Annotated in this window: 14 protein-coding genes; 11 read left to right on the top strand and 3 right to left on the bottom strand. The window is 45.0% G+C overall.

Translation table 11 applies throughout. The annotated features are described in order from the left end of the window. Positions 1-239 precede the first annotated feature (239 nt). From QUA88_RS25835 to QUA88_RS25815, 5 genes are all read left to right on the top strand, one after another. A complete protein-coding gene (locus QUA88_RS25835; protein ID WP_333209625.1) occupies positions 240-1,472 on the top strand; it encodes an AAA family ATPase in 1,233 nt (410 codons plus the stop codon). Positions 1,473-1,620: 148 nt separating this feature from the next. After that, positions 1,621-2,019, top strand: a complete 399-nt coding sequence (gene psb27, locus QUA88_RS25830; protein ID WP_333206148.1) for a photosystem II protein Psb27 — start codon at positions 1,621-1,623, stop codon at positions 2,017-2,019. A gap of 358 nt (positions 2,020-2,377) precedes the next feature. Then, positions 2,378-4,021 carry a family 10 glycosylhydrolase gene (locus QUA88_RS25825; protein ID WP_333274544.1) on the top strand — a complete coding sequence of 548 codons (1,644 nt, stop codon included), beginning with the start codon at positions 2,378-2,380 and terminating at the stop codon, positions 4,019-4,021. A gap of 425 nt (positions 4,022-4,446) precedes the next feature. Continuing rightward, positions 4,447-5,070: a restriction endonuclease subunit R gene (locus QUA88_RS25820; protein ID WP_333274541.1), complete on the top strand. Its 624-nt coding sequence runs from the start codon at positions 4,447-4,449 to the stop codon at positions 5,068-5,070. Positions 5,071-5,143: 73 nt separating this feature from the next. Continuing rightward, entirely contained in the window at positions 5,144-6,421 is a 1,278-nt protein-coding gene (locus QUA88_RS25815) for a bifunctional sterol desaturase/short chain dehydrogenase (protein WP_333274538.1), read from the top strand. Here the strand turns inward: QUA88_RS25815 and QUA88_RS25810 are convergent. After that, complete coding sequence (locus tag QUA88_RS25810; RefSeq protein WP_333274535.1) at positions 6,414-6,548, bottom strand: hypothetical protein; 135 nt, start codon at positions 6,546-6,548, stop codon at positions 6,414-6,416. The two genes, QUA88_RS25815 and QUA88_RS25810, sit on opposite strands and share 8 nt — an antisense overlap. 639 nt (positions 6,549-7,187) lie before the next feature. Here QUA88_RS25810 and QUA88_RS25805 point away from each other — a divergent pair. From QUA88_RS25805 to QUA88_RS25785, 5 genes are all read left to right on the top strand, one after another. Continuing rightward, positions 7,188-8,090 carry a glycoside hydrolase family protein gene (locus tag QUA88_RS25805; RefSeq protein ID WP_333274532.1) on the top strand — a complete coding sequence of 301 codons (903 nt, stop codon included), beginning with the start codon at positions 7,188-7,190 and terminating at the stop codon, positions 8,088-8,090. Positions 8,091-8,131: 41 nt separating this feature from the next. Then, the gene (locus QUA88_RS25800; protein WP_333274529.1) at positions 8,132-9,034 is read left to right on the top strand and encodes a peptidoglycan-binding protein; all 903 of its coding nucleotides are present in this window, start codon (positions 8,132-8,134) and stop codon (positions 9,032-9,034) included. Between the two features lie 149 nt (positions 9,035-9,183). Beyond that, the gene (locus QUA88_RS25795) at positions 9,184-11,298 is read left to right on the top strand and encodes a caspase family protein (protein ID WP_333274526.1); all 2,115 of its coding nucleotides are present in this window, start codon (positions 9,184-9,186) and stop codon (positions 11,296-11,298) included. 251 nt (positions 11,299-11,549) lie between these two features. Continuing rightward, positions 11,550-14,720: an nSTAND1 domain-containing NTPase gene (locus tag QUA88_RS25790; protein ID WP_333274523.1), complete on the top strand. Its 3,171-nt coding sequence runs from the start codon at positions 11,550-11,552 to the stop codon at positions 14,718-14,720. A 39-nt stretch (positions 14,721-14,759) separates the two neighbouring features. Then, positions 14,760-15,140, top strand: coding sequence for a caspase family protein (locus tag QUA88_RS25785; protein ID WP_333274520.1), 381 nt, complete (start codon positions 14,760-14,762; stop codon positions 15,138-15,140). A gap of 18 nt (positions 15,141-15,158) precedes the next feature. Here QUA88_RS25785 and QUA88_RS25780 read toward each other — a convergent pair whose 3' ends face one another. Beyond that, positions 15,159-15,644 carry a hypothetical protein gene (locus QUA88_RS25780; RefSeq protein ID WP_333274517.1) on the bottom strand — a complete coding sequence of 162 codons (486 nt, stop codon included), beginning with the start codon at positions 15,642-15,644 and terminating at the stop codon, positions 15,159-15,161. Positions 15,645-15,922: 278 nt separating this feature from the next. Beyond that, the gene (locus QUA88_RS25775) at positions 15,923-16,522 is read right to left on the bottom strand and encodes a glyoxalase-like domain protein (protein ID WP_333274514.1); all 600 of its coding nucleotides are present in this window, start codon (positions 16,520-16,522) and stop codon (positions 15,923-15,925) included. A gap of 119 nt (positions 16,523-16,641) precedes the next feature. Here QUA88_RS25775 and QUA88_RS25770 point away from each other — a divergent pair, with 119 nt between their 5' ends. After that, on the top strand, positions 16,642-17,046 hold the full coding sequence (locus QUA88_RS25770; protein ID WP_333274512.1) for a gamma-glutamylcyclotransferase: 405 nt from the start codon (positions 16,642-16,644) through the stop codon (positions 17,044-17,046). Positions 17,047-17,142 lie beyond the last annotated feature (96 nt).

Raw genomic sequence — 17,142 nt, 5'->3', positions numbered from 1 at the left:
AGATCCGCCAGGGTTGAAACCCCTGGCTCACAGCGAAAGTCATTGCTACGAAAACTAAATAGATTGTGTCACAATTAAACATTTATTAGTTCGTTATAATGTCATTACGAATGCAACGTTCGGCGAAAATCGCCATCGTAAAGGCTCACGGCTACCAACCCTTAATGTTCGCCCTACGATGACTGTATTACAATTACCAATTACCGATTACCAATTATCGATTACCAATTACTAATATTATGTATTTGAAAACGCTGCACCTACGGCAGTTTCGGAACTACTTCGATCAAAAGGTAGCGTTTGACGCTCCCAAAACAATTTTAGTAGGAAATAACGCTCAAGGAAAATCTAACTTATTAGAAGCGGTAGAGTTGCTTTCTACACTAAAAAGCCACCGGGTAGGGCGCGATCGCGATTTAATACTCGACTCAAAGCCGATCGGGCAAATTGATGCTACACTCGAACGTCAAACCGGAGCGATCGACTTAGCTTTAACTCTTCGCTCTGGGGCGCGTCGGACACTGAAGCTCAACGGTGAACCGCTGCGCCGCCATTTAGACTTTTTGAGCGTCTTAAATGTAGTGCAATTTTCTTGTTTGGATTTGGACTTAGTGCGGGGCGGGCCCGAAGGAAGGCGCAATTGGATCGATCGCCTAGTCATCCAGTTAGAACCAATTTACGCTCATATTTTGCAGCAGTACAACCAAATTTTGCGCCAGAGAAACGCTCTGTTGAAACGTTCTAAAGAAATCAGGAAAGCGGAATTTTCCGACAGTTTTGACAAAATGCGATTTATTGCACCCGAAAGTCCCGAACCAGAAAATACAGAAGACTTACCAATTCCCAATTCCCAATTCCCCATTCCCAGTTCAGAATTAGCTTTGTGGGACGCGCAGTTGGCGACAGCGGGCGCTCGCGTTATCCGCAGGCGCGATCGAATTTTGGAGCGTTTGATGCCTTTAGCTCGAAATTGGCACCGTTCAATTAGCGGTTCAGCAGAAATTTTAGATGTGAAATACGATGCTAATATTGAAGTAAGTTCAGAATTTATCGCTAAAGACAATCTCGAAGGAGTGCGGCAAGCATTTTTAGAGAAAATTCAAAAAAGGGCGATCGCAGAACAGTTTCAAGGAACTACTTTAGTCGGCCCCCACCGCGACGACATTACATTTACCATTAACAATACCCCAGCTCGTCAATACGCATCCCAAGGTCAGCAGCGAACTCTGGTATTAGCATTAAAATTAGCCGAACTGCAGCTTATTGAAGAAGTCGTCGGCGAAGCGCCTTTACTGTTGCTCGACGACGTACTTGCAGAACTCGATCTGAGTCGCCAAAATCAACTTTTAGAAACAATTCAAGAACGATTTCAAACTCTGATTACTACAACTCACCTAGGCGCTTTTGATGCTCAGTGGCTGCGACAAACCCAAATTCTCTCCGTCGTTGCCGGACAAATCAATCGATTTTAGATTTTAGATTTTAGATTTTAGATTGACAAATTTTATGTTTCATGGTATCGATGCAAAGATTTTGAAAAATTGGCATTATTACCTCCATTCGAGATAGGATAAAGGTTAATTTTGATTGCAGCTTTCGCTTCCATTTTTCTTAACCCTTATGAAGCATTACATTTCCCGTCTGTTAGCCCTGGTATTAGTTGTTGTCATCGGCGTAGCGGGCTGTACCAATGTTCCCGCCACTCTGAGTGGAGATTATGGCCAAGACACATTAGCATTAGTGAAGAGCTTGAGAACAGCGCTCACTTTGCCAGAGGGCACGCCGGAAAAAGCAGCCGCTCAAGCCGAGGCTCGCACAAGTATCAACGATTTTTTTGCTGAATATCGCCGCGATCCCGCTCTTACCAAGCTGGCCTCTTTCACGACAATGCGGACGGCATTAAACTCTTTGGCAGGACATTACAGTTCCTATCCAAACCGTCCCGTTCCTGAAAAACTGAAAAAGCGTCTTGAGTCAGAATTTCAGCAGATTGAAGCTGCTCTTAACAGAGGAGCTTAATCTCAAAATTTAGGATCGAGGATAAATTTCACTAATTCATCTTTCATCCTTGATATTTGAGTGTTAACAATTTTTAGTAGAAATATCACCTGCTTTTAGCGCCCACTGTATTCAGGCGCTTTTTTATGCAGCATTTAGGGAAAAAATACTGCAAAACCGTTTAATCGCGGAGTCTTGTCTTACCCGATCGCCCTTATTGAATTTAAATAGCCGCCAGATAGAATTTGCATTGTGCGATCGACTTGTGCCATAACTAGGTCAACAGAAAAAAGTAGAAAATTTGTAGCTGCTTGTGGATCGCGATCACAAAAATGCGATTGCCACCCAATTTAAACCAGAAACCCCATTCAACTCTCCCATGAAAATTGCACCAACTCGCATCGCGAATTTTCAACACCAGCGACGCTTTTTAAGTGCGGTAACTGCTGTTTTAACCAGTAGCTTCATCAGCCAACTTGTGTGGCCGTTTATCGGAAATCAACCAGCTTTTGCCCAAACATCAGCCTATTGCCAATTATCCCCAGAACAGGTAAATCAAAAAGAAGACTTGCGCCGCGCCGCCCTGTCAGGAAAACGGGAATCTCAGCAAGCATATTTTGCTGTTTTGAACAAACACGCGCGGGAAATAGCAGAATGCCGCAAAAAAACTTGGCCCGAAACCCAAGCAGTTTGGCTGCGTTTGTATCCCTGCGATGTCAGACCCGGAGAACTCGATCGAGTATTAGACAAAGTTGTGAATAAAGGCTACAACCAAGTCTATGTCGAAGTGTTTTACGATGGTCAAGTGCTTCTCCCAGTTGCCGACAATCCAACGGCTTGGCCTTCTGTTGTGAGAAATCGCGGTTACGAGAAATACGACTTGTTAGAAAAGGCGATCGCCAAAGGCAAACAGCGAGGTTTAAAAGTATACGCCTGGTTATTTACCATGAACTTTGGCTATAGCTATGCTCAGCGTCCAGACAGACAGCAAACCCTCGCTATCAACGGTAAAAATCAGACAAGTTTAATAGTAAGCGAAGACGCAGCAATTAACCAGGACTTCGGAGAAGTTCCGGGCAATCAAGCCTTTATCGATCCGTATAACCCACAAGCACGGCAAGACTATACTTTGTTAGTAAATCAAATAGTCAAGCGCAAGCCACAAGGAATGTTATTCGACTACATTCGCTATCTAAGGGGCATCGGGCCTGCTTCAGTTGCTACCAAAGTTCAAGACTTGTGGATTTACGGCCCAGCATCGCAGCAAGTTCTTTTGCAGCGGGCTAGCAATCAGCAAGGGCGAGATTTAATTCAGCGATATTTGACTAAAGGATTTATCAATCCTAATGACGTTCAAGCAGTAGTCAAACAGTATCCAACTGAGCGAGAACCTCTTTGGCAGGGGCGAATTCCGCAGGCGATGTCAGTAACAACTCCAGCTTCAAGAACGCAGAATGCCGCATCACGATCGGCCTCAACAACTCCCGCCGGTAACAAGCCAAACCCTGCAACTCCCACACCAAGACCGACACCGCGGCTTCCCGATACCGGCACTCTGCAAAAAGATCTGTGGAAACTGAGCGTTGCTCACGCAGTCCAAGGGATTTTAGATTTTTTGGGGATAGCAATTCAACCCGCTCAAAGGATGGGAATTCCTGTAGGAGCAGTGTTTTTTCCCACTGCAAATCAAGCGATAAATCAAGGGGGATATGATTCGAGATTGCAGCCTTGGGACACCTTTCCGGCTGCGATAGAATTCCACGCCATGTCCTACGGAAATTGCGGGGATGTAAGCTGCATTGTGCCGCAGGTGCAGCGGACTGTAAGTTTAGCGCCTCCGGGAGCAAAAATCATTCCTGCCATTGCTGGAGATTGGGGAAAACCTCTGAAAAATCGGCCGTCTTTGGAGATTCAAATGCAGGCAATTCGCGCCGCGACGCCGCAAATTAATGCGGTGAGTCATTTTGCTTTTGGGTGGCAAGAGCCGGAGGATGAAAGGGCGCGGCAAACTTGCAAATTGTAGATATATTCCTGGACGAAAAGGGTGTCATCATCTTGTTTTATGGTTGCGGAGCCTAAAAGCGTAGATTTTGGATCAATAAACCGGGTTTTTCTATCGGAATCGGCTGCGAACCACGATTGATTTGCCTAAAAAAACCCGGTTTTTGCCTCAGTATTGATTGAGTGCGATCGACCTTTTGCAAAAAAAATAATTTACCCAACTTTTAAGCTAGCTGAACAATCAGGCATAATGAGATTGTTCAAAAATTGCTGGAAATGCAAGCGGGACAAAAACAGCGAATTGCCGATCGCAAATCCCAATGAACAGACATCTGGGCCAAATTAACTTACTCAGAATTTCATCTGCGTTCATTTGCGTTCATCTGCGGTTAAAAATCCAAATTCTGCTAAACTTATTAATAACCATAAAAGCCTTGCTTAATCATAATGCAAAAAGTACAAGCAAGAGATATCAACCTCCGCTATCTAATCGATAACTTCGGTTTACAGCGAGTTCGCAACAGCGAATTTTTCCGAGAATGGCAAGAAAACTTACCCGAAGTAACCGACTCAGAAAAACAATTGCTCGATCGCGTCCAAGACATATACTTCAACTTGGTAGACAACCCGCCTGTATTGGAAAATGCAGTCAAGCTAACAATCATCAGCCCCATTTTGTTTATTGCCGGTCTGTATGAGTCTCCTTTTCAAGTCAAAGCCGAAAAGTCGATCGCAATTCAAGAGGAAGACGAAGGCAGAATCATCGAAGGCAGAATAGATATTTTAATTATGAAAGCAAACTTGTGGGTGACAGTAATAGAATCCAAACAACTTTCGTTTTCAACAGACGAAGCAATCGCACAACTCCTGACATATATGCTGGCATATCCGAACCCAGAAAATCCTACTTTTGGAATTATTTCCACAGGTGCTAACTTCAATTTTGTCAAGTTAGTTAGAGGCGAAACTCCCCAGTATGCGCGATCGGCTGAATTTGTTATTTCCAATCCCGGCAATGAATTGTACCGCGTTTTGCAGATTTTAAAACGCCTGAGTCAACTTCCAGACTAGCAATAAAAGCCATTTTGAGTTATCTTTCAAAACAGACAATCTCTAATATCTCAAATTTCAAACTAATGTGAGCATGGTAAATTACTGGATAGTCGGCGCTGTGGCAATAGCTTCTGTCTGCTGGGCAGAAATAATACGAGACTTTTATCACGTCGTGTCCCATTATTGGGCACCCCTGCAAAAGCTGCACACTTGGCATCACCGCGTTTTCCGCCCGAATTTGACCCCCGTCAGCGAGACAATTTACAAGCAAGCACACTGGCGTCACGACGTGCCCGAAGGTGCGACGATGATGGTTTTAGGCTTGTTGCTGTGGGTTGTAGCTTATTTTGGGCTGCCGGAATACCACTGGGGTGCAGCAGCCGGTTGTATTTATACTTTAGGCTTTTTGTTGAGCGCGATCGCCCGCGGATGCGGCATCAAAGGTGCAGACGAATTAACCGACATCACCCACCAACCGGGAGACTTCCTTACTCCCCCTGGCAAGTGGTTAGTTAATAAACCTTATCACTGGCGACATCACTTCGACAATCAAAATGCTTACTATTGCGGTACTTTCACCTTAATAGATAAACTTATGGGTACAGCACTTTCTCTCAAAGGCAAAACTGTAGCCGTCACCGGTGCATCGGGAACTTTAGGGCGTTTGCTACTCAAACACCTGCACAAAGCTGGTGCAAAAGTGATCGCCCTCTCCTCTGGAAATGAGGAAATTACTTTCAATTTAGACGGCGAAAATTTACCTGTAAAAACCGTAACTTGGCAAGCTGGCCAAGAGGCAGACTTAGCCCTATTGTTAGAAAAAATCGATATTCTCGTCATCAATCACGGGATTAACGTACAGGGAGAAAGAACAGGAGAGGCGATCGCCAACTCATACGAAATTAACACTTTTTCCGCGTGGCGGCTGATGGAACTCTTTTTCTTAACAGTCCGTACTAACGAAAACATTGCTTGCAAAGAAGTCTGGATCAACACTTCAGAAGCAGAAGTAATTCCCGCTGTCAGTCCCCTGTACGAACTCAGTAAGCGCGCCCTGGGAGATTTAGTCACCCTGCGCCGGCTAGATGCACCCTGCATCGTTCGCAAACTGATTTTAGGGCCGTTTAAAAGCAACTTAAACCCGATCGGCATTATGTCTCCAGATTGGGTAGCGCAGCAAGTTGTCAAACAAGCTAAAGCTGATGCCCGCAATATCATCGTGACAATTAATCCTTTGACTTTTATCATTTTTCCCGTCAAAGAGTTTTTTGTTTCTCTCTACTTCCAAATCTTCAGCCGGAAAGGGATTTCAGAGATAAAGGAAGCTGCGGCATCTGAAAAATCTAGCGTTGAATCTAAGATTAATTAATCAACCAAAACCCGGTTTCCGCAGGGGCGGCGGCTGTGACTGTCCGCCCTGCTGCTAAATTCCACAAAACTAAAGCCTTTCTCGCATCGTCACGAGTAAGCTGACGCCCCCACTCCCACAGTCGCAAACCTACTCTTCTAACTCATTGGGTCAAAACCGTTGGCGGGGAGTGGAATCAAGAGCTGTTTCGGGCCCCATTTCCAACAGCGTTATGCTTACTGATATAAATTATTGAATATTATTACTAACTATTGTCTCTCCTGATTCACTTCTATCCGCACGGGGTACTGTACGCTACCCGTTGCTGGTGCGGAATGTGGGTGTCAACTATGGTCGTTGGTTAGTTGATAAGCTGTTCAGCATTTAAATAAAATGTCAACAAACAATCTAAGTCTTGTGGGGAGTAGGGGTTGGGCGTCTCGCCCGCCCTAAATATGCAATTTAAATGCGTGACAGCTTACATCCAAGACTCATAAGTGTAATTTGATAGTGGTGGAATTGGGCGATCGCGATCGTTAAATAGAACAAGCAGCACACCGCTCTCGATCGGCAAAAATAAATTTTTGTAACGGCTGGAGAAAATCCCGGAATTTACTTTGGGACAGACGTAATTAGTGAAATCACTGGTCGAACAAAGACTTTGGATAACAAGTATGAATTGATAAACTCTTTTCACACGTTGTCAGAGGCAGGCAAAAGTTTGGCGATCTGGATCTTCAGGATGGGTGTTTCGCTCGAATCTACGTTTTAAGAAGGAAAAACTCAAATGCCAAGAAGAACGCTTGAAATCTTCGGCGATGGTCGCGTGTACGAAATAAAAGACGACCTAGCCGTTAAAGTCACCGAGACAAATGGGCAAGTAAAAGCATTAATTGATGCTTTAAAGTTCAGCGTGGCTAAAACATACAACATTAATCCTCCAGAAAAACAACCGCCTGATGTGGCAGAACGCAGAGGTTCAAAGCCAATCAATGGAGAAGGCTTTAAGCTTCTAACTACGTTTGAAGGATGTAAGCTAACTGCTTATGATGACGGCGGTGGAGTTTGGACAATTGGTTATGGACACACTGGCAACGATGTTTTTCCAGGACTGACGATTAGCCAAACGCAAGCAGAAGAATTGCTGAGCAAAGATTTAGAAAAATTTGAATCCTTTGTTGAGGATGCCGTTGAAGTTCAGCTCAATGACAATCAGTTTTCTGCACTGGTTTGTTTCTGCTTCAACGTGGGGCCAGGAGGTTTTGGAGATTCAACTCTTCTGAGGCTTTTGAACGAGGGAAATTATCAAGGAGCAGCTAATCAGTTTCCTCGCTGGAATAAAGTCGATGGTGAACCCTGGCTAGGGCTGACACGCCGACGATTGGCTGAACGAGCACTGTTTTTGGGAAAACCCTGGCAGTCATTCTTAACCTATGAAGGAACAGGCGAAGAAGTAACAGGTGAAACAATCTCAGAAGCACCTCGCACTTTGAAACTCACCGATCCTCTCATGCAAGGTGAGGATGTTCGTCAAGTGCAAGAAGCTTTGAAAACAGCAGGAATTAATCTCGAACCTGATGGATTCTTAGGCAATGATACTGACAAGGCAGTGCGGCAGTTTCAGCAGCAGAAAGGGCTAATGGCGGATGGTGTTGTAGGTGCCCAAACACGAAAAGAATTGGGACTATAACATCGATTGTGTAACCAAATTCAAACTCATAGGAAAAAACCATGACTGACTCAAGCGATCTTCTCTTTAATCAACCTGTAATTGTCGAGGCTTGTGAAGAATTTGTCGAACGGGATATGTTGGGAATTAAAGGCAGTTTCCCCGGATTGCTCAAAGATGCACCCATGTCTTCGACTGCGGTGGTAAATGGCTTATCTCAGCAGTTGATATATCAACTCCAACTGATTGTGCCAGATGCCTTTGTCAGTTTTGATGACCTCAATGTAGACTTGCTGGAGGCAGCCTTTCCCTATGTACAAGCCCCTGCAAAACAGGCACTCCAGAGAGCGATTCAAGATCGAGGTCAAACTATGCAGGTGAACTCTGCCTACCGCACGATCGCTCAGCAAATGCTGCTATACAACGATCGCCTCAACAACTCTAATCCTGTAGCTCCACCGGGAGCCAGCAACCACCAAACTGGGTTAGCGATCGACATTGAAGATGCAAGAGGCTGGGAAGTTTATTTAATGCGGTATGGCTGGAATCCATTACCGGGCGATCCACCTCACTTCGATTACCAAGGTGGCGGCACGATCGATCTTCGCAGCAAATCAATACTCGCATTTCAGCAGCTTTGGAATCAGAACAATCCTAATGCAAAGATTAGCGAGGATGGCGGTTTTGGCCCTCAAACCGAGAATGCCCTTAATCGTTCTCCTGCTCCAGGGTTTTCTAAAGCGCCGTGGGATGGCAAACCCAGAACGTTGCGCTTGGCGATCCCCCGAATGGAAGGCTCGGATGTACTCAAGCTTCAGGAAAGCTTGAAGAAAGCTGGGATTGTAGTTGGAGTTGATGGTGAATTTGGGCCAGCAACAGATAAAGCCGTCAAGGAATTTCAGCAGAAGAAGGGTTTGAAGCCAGACGGAATTGTCGCTGTCAAAACCCGCGAGCTAATGGCTTGAACTGTTCGCTATTGAATTAACCCAACTTTGAACAGAAGGATACGTCGCTGAATAGGCCGAGTTTTCTGAAGAGCTTGAACTTGTGGCTCCACAACTCTGTAGCTCGGCAACTATTTAAATTATAAATACACACGGAGTAATGAAGAGAAATGGTAAGTTTATCTGAGAAAAAATCGAATATTTATGCCTTATTAATTGGCATCGATTGCTATAAGCCGAATCAGTTGTACAAGGATCTTAAAGGATGCGTTCGTGACATCAATCTTGTAGCAGACTACCTTTTAAAGACGGTTAAAATTCCATCCGAACGGATTTTCAGGCTGACTTCTCCCAATCCTGAAGTCGCTGAAATGATCGCAACCAAAGACCCGGAACCAACTTATGAAAATATTGTGGCAAAGTTTCATGCCATTACAGAAATAGCTCAGCCGGGAGAGCAGGTTTACATTCACTATTCTGGACATGGAGGACGGACGACAACTATTTATCCAGAATTGAAGGGGAATGACCAATATGATGAAGGTATTGTGCCATCAGATATTGGGGCTGGAGGTCGTTACCTACTTGATGTGGAATTGGCGATGCTGTTGAAGCGGATGACAGACAAAGGGTTGATTGTCACACTTATTATGGATAGCTGTCACTCTGGAGGAGTAACCCGAGGGGATGGTGCTATCCGAAGCGGAACCGAAACCGACAAAACACCGCCAAAGCAGGAAAGCTTGGTTGCTTCGCTTGAAGAGTTGAGCAAAAACTGGAAAACTCTAACTGAAAAAGTAGATGGTGACATTGCATGGGTTCCTCCCATAAAGAATTACCTTCTTTTAGCAGCCTGTCGCCCCAATGAGTTAGCTTGTGAGTATGCGTTTGACGGTAAGCAGCGACATGGAGCCCTGACTTACTGGCTAATTCAGACTCTGGCTACAAGTTCTACAGGATTGAGTTTCAGAAAGCTGTACGATCGCGTCTGCGCTCAAATTCAGAGTAAGTTCCCCCAACAGTTACCCATGTTAATCGGTGATGGCACTCGCGCAGTATTTGGGAACGAGAGCTTACCGCATCACTACAGCGTGACCGTTATGAGTGTAGATTCTAACCAAAAGCAAGTCACCTTGAATGCAGGGTTAGCGCAAGGACTTAGTAGCGGTACGCAATTCGCTATCTATCCACTCAATGCCACAGATTTTTCCAACAGGCAGCAGCAACAGGCGATTGTTGAAATTGTAGAGGTTCAAGCCTCGAAATCAATGGCTAGAGTTCTGGAGCCTGAAGAGGGAGGCATTGAGATTACAGAAGAACTCAAAATCGAACCCGGCTCTCCTGCTGTCATGGTTGCTGCTCCCGTCACCCTCGTGCGTCGAGTCCTCTTGTTAGATAACAAAGAAGCTGGGGATAAGGAGCATCAATTACCTGCCGAGTGGGTTGACAAACAGAAGGAAGCTTTACAGGCAGTTCGGCAAGCTTTAACAGGGAATGGTTGGGTTATTGAAGTGAAAGCCGGTGACGAGCAACAGTCTGACTATCAAGTTGCAGTTGGCAGAGATGGTGAGTACGAAATTTCGAGTGAAACTCCTTTAAAAAACTTAGGAAAGCTACTGAAGATTGATGATCCCGATTCTGCAAATGCTGTCGTTAAACGCTTAGTTCATTTGTCAAAATATCAGGCAGTTCAATCTCTTGACAATCCGGATTCAGAACTCAATAAATATGTTGAATTTGAATTGTTAGATGTAAACCGTAAACCTTTTGTATATCCCAGCAATATTGTGCTCAAACAGGGTCAATCAATGGTATTGCGGATCAAGAATACCTCCTCTCAACCCCTGAATATTGCGATCTTAGACCTTGACTCGACTTGGGCGATCTCTAAAATATCTATCGCAGGAAACGAAGACATCTTTTATCCCCTCGATAGCAAAGATGAGATTGACAATCCCGTGGATACTCAATTGCCCGATGGCGAAGCCTACAAACAAGCGAAAGAAACGCTCAAGTTGTTTGCAACTCGCGGTATCGCCCAATTCGACTGGCTTACCTTACCTGCTCTCGATGAAGATTTAGGTCAAAAAGGAAATCTTGACGAAGAGCTTGAGAACGTAGCCAATAAAAAGGGTTTAGGGATTAACCCTCTCAACCAGCTATTAGGTACTATTGGTGCCGATCTTGAGAATCCGCCACCTGAAGGTCGTAGAGTGCGCTCTAAACCGAATCCGAATGCTGAGTGGGTAACGAAGCAGGTGACATTCACTCTCATTCAATCATAGCTTGGAAATCGGGCTGTAGAATGACTGAGAGTTTGAGGTGGCTAAATTTAAGCGAACGAGTTAAGGTCAGTGACTGCAAACCCTAACAGAACATTTAGAAGTGGGACTTGCAGTTACTTTGAATCCCGATCGCAATCTCATTAGGTGTGGCGGCGACAGGCTTGGGGCATCAGGTTTGATGCCCTTAAACAGGTGGGAGCGCCCGTATCGGAGTAGCGAGTTAATAAAAAATATTCAGTGGAGGTAGACCCGTGACTTGGGAATATAATAAAACGAACTTTGATCGCAATTTAGCTGTCGTCATCGGTATTAATCGTTATAAAAATCATCCTCACATTCACCGTCTGAGAACGCCAGTCAACGATGCTAAGGCGCTTGCCGATCTGTTAGAAACAGAGTATGAATATAAACCTGAAAATGTCGTTCCTCTGTTCGACCAAGACGCTACGCTGACAGGACTCCAAACGCTACTTAATGATACTCTTCCCAATCAACTCAAGCCGACGAAAGGCGATCGCCTCATTTTCTACTTTGCAGGTCATGGCATTCCCCGCAACAGTGAAGAAGGTCCAAAAGGATATCTAGTCCCCCAGGATGCAGACTGGCAGAAAGAAGGCTCTTTTTTAGCCATGTCTGAGGTTTACGAGGCACTGAGTAAACTGCAGTGTCATCATTTGCTGGTGATTCTGGACTGTTGTTTTGCTGGAACCTTTCGCTGGGCAGGTCGCCGGAAAATCATTCCGATTCTGGAAACGGTTCGGCGGGAACACTACGATCGCTTCATTCGCTATCCAGCATGGCAGGTAATAACCTCGGCAGCACACGACCAAGAAGCATTAGATGTGGCTAAATTAGCTGAGGATAAGCGTGGTGCAATTCCAGATGAAAAACAGAAACTGCATTCTCCGTTTGCACTGGCACTACTGGAAGGATTGCGGGATAACAAAGCAGACGTGATTCCAGATGGCGTAATTACTGCCCACGAGTTGTATGTGTATCTAGATAAGGAGGTCAGCAAGTGGTCTGGCTCTCGTCAAAAGCCTGGAATCTATCCCATGAGGCTAGAGTATGACCGAGGAGAGTTTGTTTTTACAAAACCTGGATTTACGTCCTCTCAACTTAAGCCTGCACCACTCCTGAACGAGAGCAATAATCCCTATCGCGGGTTGGCATCGTTTGATGAAAAACACGCTAACTTCTTTTTCGGTCGAAAGATATTAGTTGAAGAACTCCAGCATCGCCTGTCTCAAGCGAATCGTTCTCTCACGGTCGTTTTGGGAGCTTCGGGTTCCGGTAAATCCAGTTTAGTTAAAGCCGGATTGATTCCTGAGTTGAGGCAGGAATCAAAATGGTACATCCTCGATCCAATACGTCCGGATCGGTATCCATTTACAGCTTTAGCACGAGCCATTCTGCCTATCGCTCAGCCGGAACTGATCGAGCAACTCTCTCAAGTGAGTTTTCTTGATGAGGTGTTCAAACCCAAGGAAGAAAGCGGTCAAGATAAGGGTGATGAATCAACAGATACAGCGTTTGTCAAACTAGCAGAGTCTTGGAACAGTGCAAAGTCAGAAGCTAAACTTTTGGTCGTTGAGGATTACTTCAAGCAGCTTTTGGCTTTGTGTCGCAATCCCGAAGAAAAGGAACAGTTATCGCAGCTTTATCGGGCAATTTTTGAAACACTAGAATCTCTGAGTAATAGACTCCAAAATGAGCCGCAACACCTCTCTAGTGTTATTAAAAAGTGGAACGAGAGTCATCCCAATGTCAAGTTGCTGTTAACGATCGACCAGTTTGAAGAGTTGATTACGATGAGCCAGGAGAGTCAAACAGAAACTCGTGGCGGTGACAGGCAGGAGAGCGATTCTCCCAACGAGATAGTTAGTGAACGTGCTGCTGAATCTCAACCTTGGCTACCGTTTTTGCAGGTGCTGAGAGAAGCAATTGTTGAATGTCCTCAGCAGTTGCATATTGTGCTGACGCTACGATCCGACTTTGAACCGCGTTTTCTATGCTCACCGCTTTCGGCTTACTGGAAACATTCCCGATTCCCCGTGCGGGCGATGAATTTGGATGAGTTGCGACAGGCGATCGAGGGACCTGCCCTAAAGCAAGCGTTGTATTTTGAGCCACCGGAGTTGGTGGGTATGTTGATTGATGAGGTGGGGCAAATGCCGGGAGCATTGCCGTTGCTCTCGTTTACCTTAAGTGAACGGTACATCAAACTGTACGATCTGTGGACAAAGGATAAGAGTACAGATCGCGCTTTGCGAATCAAGGACTATGAGGAACTGGGTGGAGTGGCAGGAGCATTAACCCGTCGAGCAACGGAAGAGTATGAGGTACTGGATGAGAAGCATCGAGCCACGATGCGGCGAGTAATGCTGCGGATGGTGGCGATCGAGGGGGGAGGAGTGGCACGGCGACGGGTGCCAATGGCTGAACTAAAATATTCATCTACTGAGGAAGATGAGCGAGTCACAACAGTGATTGAGCGTCTGGTCAATGCTCGCTTGTTGGTGAAAGGACAGGAGACTGGGGAACCTTACGTGGATCCAGCTCACGATTTCCTGGTGCGAGGATGGGACGAGTTGCAAAACTGGAAAGATGCAGAACAGGAAAATTTGATTTTACAAAGGCGACTAACTCCTGCTGCCGTGGACTGGAAAAATCAACAACCCGAACCACTTCGCTGGAATACGGCTCCACATCATTGGTTGAAACAATTGAAGGATCAATGGGAGAAAAAAGATCAACAAGTTGGTCTGCTGTGGAATACTAACCCTCGCCTAGATTTATTAAAAAAACAGGTCTGGTTAAACGATGTTGAAACTGAATTCTTCCGGCATAGTATTCTCAAAAAAAATAGAGATGCTTTGAGAAATCGGTGTCTTATTTTTGGGATACCACTAGCATTAGTTTTAAGTATAATATTGCCTTTGATAGATGCAACTTTATCCTGGGGGAGACACTTGGAACATTTAGGTAAGCTCTCAAGAGGACAGTTTGTGGTTTATCTAATTAATAATCAACAGGAGGCATATTATAAAAAAAACAAAAAAATTTTTCAAACAATAGATGAGCTAAATATTGACACAATTAATAAAGATTATATTTATGAGATTCCTGAACAACAACAGGCTATAGTAACAGCCAAGCCTAGAGTGGAAGGCTTGCAAAGCTTTACTGGAAAAGTTTTTATTATTGAAGGAAAAACATTATCTATAATTTGTATGAGCAATAAAACCACCAAAACTACTCCCGGTAAACCTATTTTGAAAAATGGCAAACCTCAGTGTGGTTCAGATTCTAGCCGAAAGGATTTCAAGAAAATAAATGACCCTGACTTAAGTAAACCCGTACCACTAGGGATAGTTGTTCTATTGGAAATTTGGGAAAAAATTAGGCAGTTAGGGAAATAGCTATGATTGCTCACGCAGGTGCTAGATGAGTAAGAATGAATGAAACAAGGATTAACAATGATGTGGGAAGATAAAAATAATTTTGATTGCAACCTCGCAGTTATTATCGGCAGCAATCAATATCAAAACAGTATTGCCAAGTTGAAAACAGCAAAACCCGATGCTGAAACACTAGCTGATCTATTAAGAGATGAGTATCAGTATCAGGTTGAGCTAATCACGGATGACACCGATCGCAAGCGCACACTGGAAGAGCTTAAAAACCTACTCAAGGAGTTGCCTGAAAAACTCCAGCCACCTGCCGAAAACAATCGCCTGCTCTTCTACTTTGCTGGACACGGGATGCCCCTCGAAAGCGACCACGGATCGACTGGAAAGTTAAAAAAGTTGAGCGATCGCCTCCTCACAGAGTTTGTATGACTAATCTTTGTATACAACTCAACTGGCAGGTTTTACTAAACTTTTCTCCCAAGTCTCGCAAATTCCAGTAGCCAGGTATTTGGAAACTTTTTTAATGATTAGAGTTGCCAGCAGAGTCGCAACAGCAGGAGCTAACCCAAGTCCACTGACTAAAACACGAGCCAACATCCCAGCCGCTTTGGTATAGTTCTGATTTATTGTTTCATCTAAAATCTTCCGAGTCTCTGCATCGTCTCCTCCGATGGGTTTGCACATAAGTTCGTAAACTAAGGGGTTGACGCGATCGAACAGCCGCCGACCAGCATCTAAAAATCTTGGATCGATCGATGCTCTAGCCGCAACGTTCACATCAATAGATTCCCAGGAAGTTAGGTCTACCCCTCTTGTTGCGACACCTCCAGCAACATCATCTCCTATAGCTTGAGCACGAGCGCCTAGCTGAGCTTCCAATACATCATCATCCAGCTCCCACAAACTTGCCACAATGGCTTCAACTTCTGTCATTTCTACTTATCTCCAGGCTTTAGTTAACAAGAGTGTTACTGATTATTCTGGAGATATAAAAATATCTTCCGAAACCAATCAAGCTAGTTTAACCAAAATATAGTGATATTTCAAAAATCTCAACTATTCTTATCATTTTTTGATTGAGCGACTATCTCTCTGGAGATGAGCCGTGTTCGCGACTAATATCATTCCGGCGGTGCCGGAATGATATTACCCAACAAAAGAAGCCGGGGGTAGCGCGCGAGATCGTTTTACTTTTAATTACAACGACCTACTTAATTACTAACCTCAGCCATTTCAATCACGCGGCCGTCGTAATCCTTAACCAAAAAATTCAGCGGCTTTTCCCGGCGAATTTTATAACTAATGCCGCGAGTTTGTACCCTCATCAATAGCTGATCCAAACAATCGCGATCGAAACAAACGTGACGCGGGCGATTTTTTTCCCCTGCACCGGCCCCGCTAATAATGTGCAGTTGCGTATTTTTCATCAACTGATACCACAAACCATCGGGACTCCCCATCGTTTGAGAGCTCGTTGCCCTCCCGACATTCGGCGACAAATACAGCGGATCAATACCAGTTGTCCCCAAAGTTTGCTCGTAATTGTAGTAGTAGTGCAGCGGCACTTCTGCTACTGGCAGGTTTAGCATACCTTCATAGAACTCCCTCGCTTGTCCGAGATCCGATACCATCACCGTGTGTACCTTCGGAGCACTGGTGAGAAACATCCACATCGCCCCCGCATAGGCGGCCAGCAGCATCACCATAATCCCTTGAGTCGAAAACAAGCTGTCAAGGGGCAGGAACGGCAAAAAAGAGCTCAAGTACAAAGGCCGAAGTCCAAAAGCAATAAAACTAACTGCTAGAGTCATGAATTATAAGAAAGGTAAACAACGAAATTTATCAAGATTGCAGTCGCGATCGCCCGCGAGACTTAAACTATTAGCTTAGCCATCTATGTTAGCAAAAACTAGCGGTTAGGCCCTACCCGATGAAAGTCTTTGTCTACGGCACTCTCAAACCGGGGGAGTGCAACTACCTCCGCTACTGCGAAGGAAAAGTTGTGAATGCTTACCCCGCGATCGCCCGCGGTCAACTTTTTGCCCTGCCGATCGGCTATCCTGCGATGATGGCCGGAGATGGCACAGTCTGCGGTTTTCTCCTCTGTTTCGCTTCCTCGGCTATTTTGGACGATTTAGACCGATTGGAAGACTATCATCCCCTGCGGGAACCGACACAAAACGAATATCAGCGGCAGGAAATTGAAATCTTCGATCGACACCTCAAACCTTTAGGGACGGCTTGGGCTTACTTCATGTTACCCGATCGCATTCGTTCCCTAGGAGGCATCTGGCAGCCCCACGGCACGTGGAAAAATCGGTTTTTCACCAAATAAGGTGGTTAATGCGGATGAGCTTAGGAATGAGAATTAAATAACTTTCACTCTTGAAAGTGGGATGGGCGTCCCGCCCGTCCTTTTTGGACGGGCGGG

Source organism: Microcoleus sp. D3_18_C2 (genome assembly GCF_036702395.1).
Classification (GTDB): Bacteria; Cyanobacteriota; Cyanobacteriia; order Cyanobacteriales; family Microcoleaceae; genus Microcoleus.
This window is presented reverse-complemented; position numbering and strand designations above follow the sequence as displayed.

What these genes read in the sequence shown, in the direction of transcription:
- QUA88_RS25775 (WP_333274514.1), bottom strand. Translation starts at nt 16,522, where the DNA reads ATGACTCTAGCAGTTAGTTTTATTGCTTTTGGACTTCGGCCTTTGTAC.
- QUA88_RS25820 (WP_333274541.1), top strand. Translation starts at nt 4,447, where the DNA reads ATGCAAAAAGTACAAGCAAGAGATATCAACCTCCGCTATCTAATCGAT.
- psb27 (WP_333206148.1), top strand. Translation starts at nt 1,621, where the DNA reads ATGAAGCATTACATTTCCCGTCTGTTAGCCCTGGTATTAGTTGTTGTC.
- QUA88_RS25785 (WP_333274520.1), top strand. Translation starts at nt 14,760, where the DNA reads ATGAAACAAGGATTAACAATGATGTGGGAAGATAAAAATAATTTTGAT.
- QUA88_RS25780 (WP_333274517.1), bottom strand. Translation starts at nt 15,644, where the DNA reads ATGACAGAAGTTGAAGCCATTGTGGCAAGTTTGTGGGAGCTGGATGAT.
- QUA88_RS25815 (WP_333274538.1), top strand. Translation starts at nt 5,144, where the DNA reads ATGGTAAATTACTGGATAGTCGGCGCTGTGGCAATAGCTTCTGTCTGC.
- QUA88_RS25825 (WP_333274544.1), top strand. Translation starts at nt 2,378, where the DNA reads ATGAAAATTGCACCAACTCGCATCGCGAATTTTCAACACCAGCGACGC.
- QUA88_RS25770 (WP_333274512.1), top strand. Translation starts at nt 16,642, where the DNA reads ATGAAAGTCTTTGTCTACGGCACTCTCAAACCGGGGGAGTGCAACTAC.
- QUA88_RS25800 (WP_333274529.1), top strand. Translation starts at nt 8,132, where the DNA reads ATGACTGACTCAAGCGATCTTCTCTTTAATCAACCTGTAATTGTCGAG.
- QUA88_RS25805 (WP_333274532.1), top strand. Translation starts at nt 7,188, where the DNA reads ATGCCAAGAAGAACGCTTGAAATCTTCGGCGATGGTCGCGTGTACGAA.
- QUA88_RS25835 (WP_333209625.1), top strand. Translation starts at nt 240, where the DNA reads ATGTATTTGAAAACGCTGCACCTACGGCAGTTTCGGAACTACTTCGAT.
- QUA88_RS25795 (WP_333274526.1), top strand. Translation starts at nt 9,184, where the DNA reads ATGGTAAGTTTATCTGAGAAAAAATCGAATATTTATGCCTTATTAATT.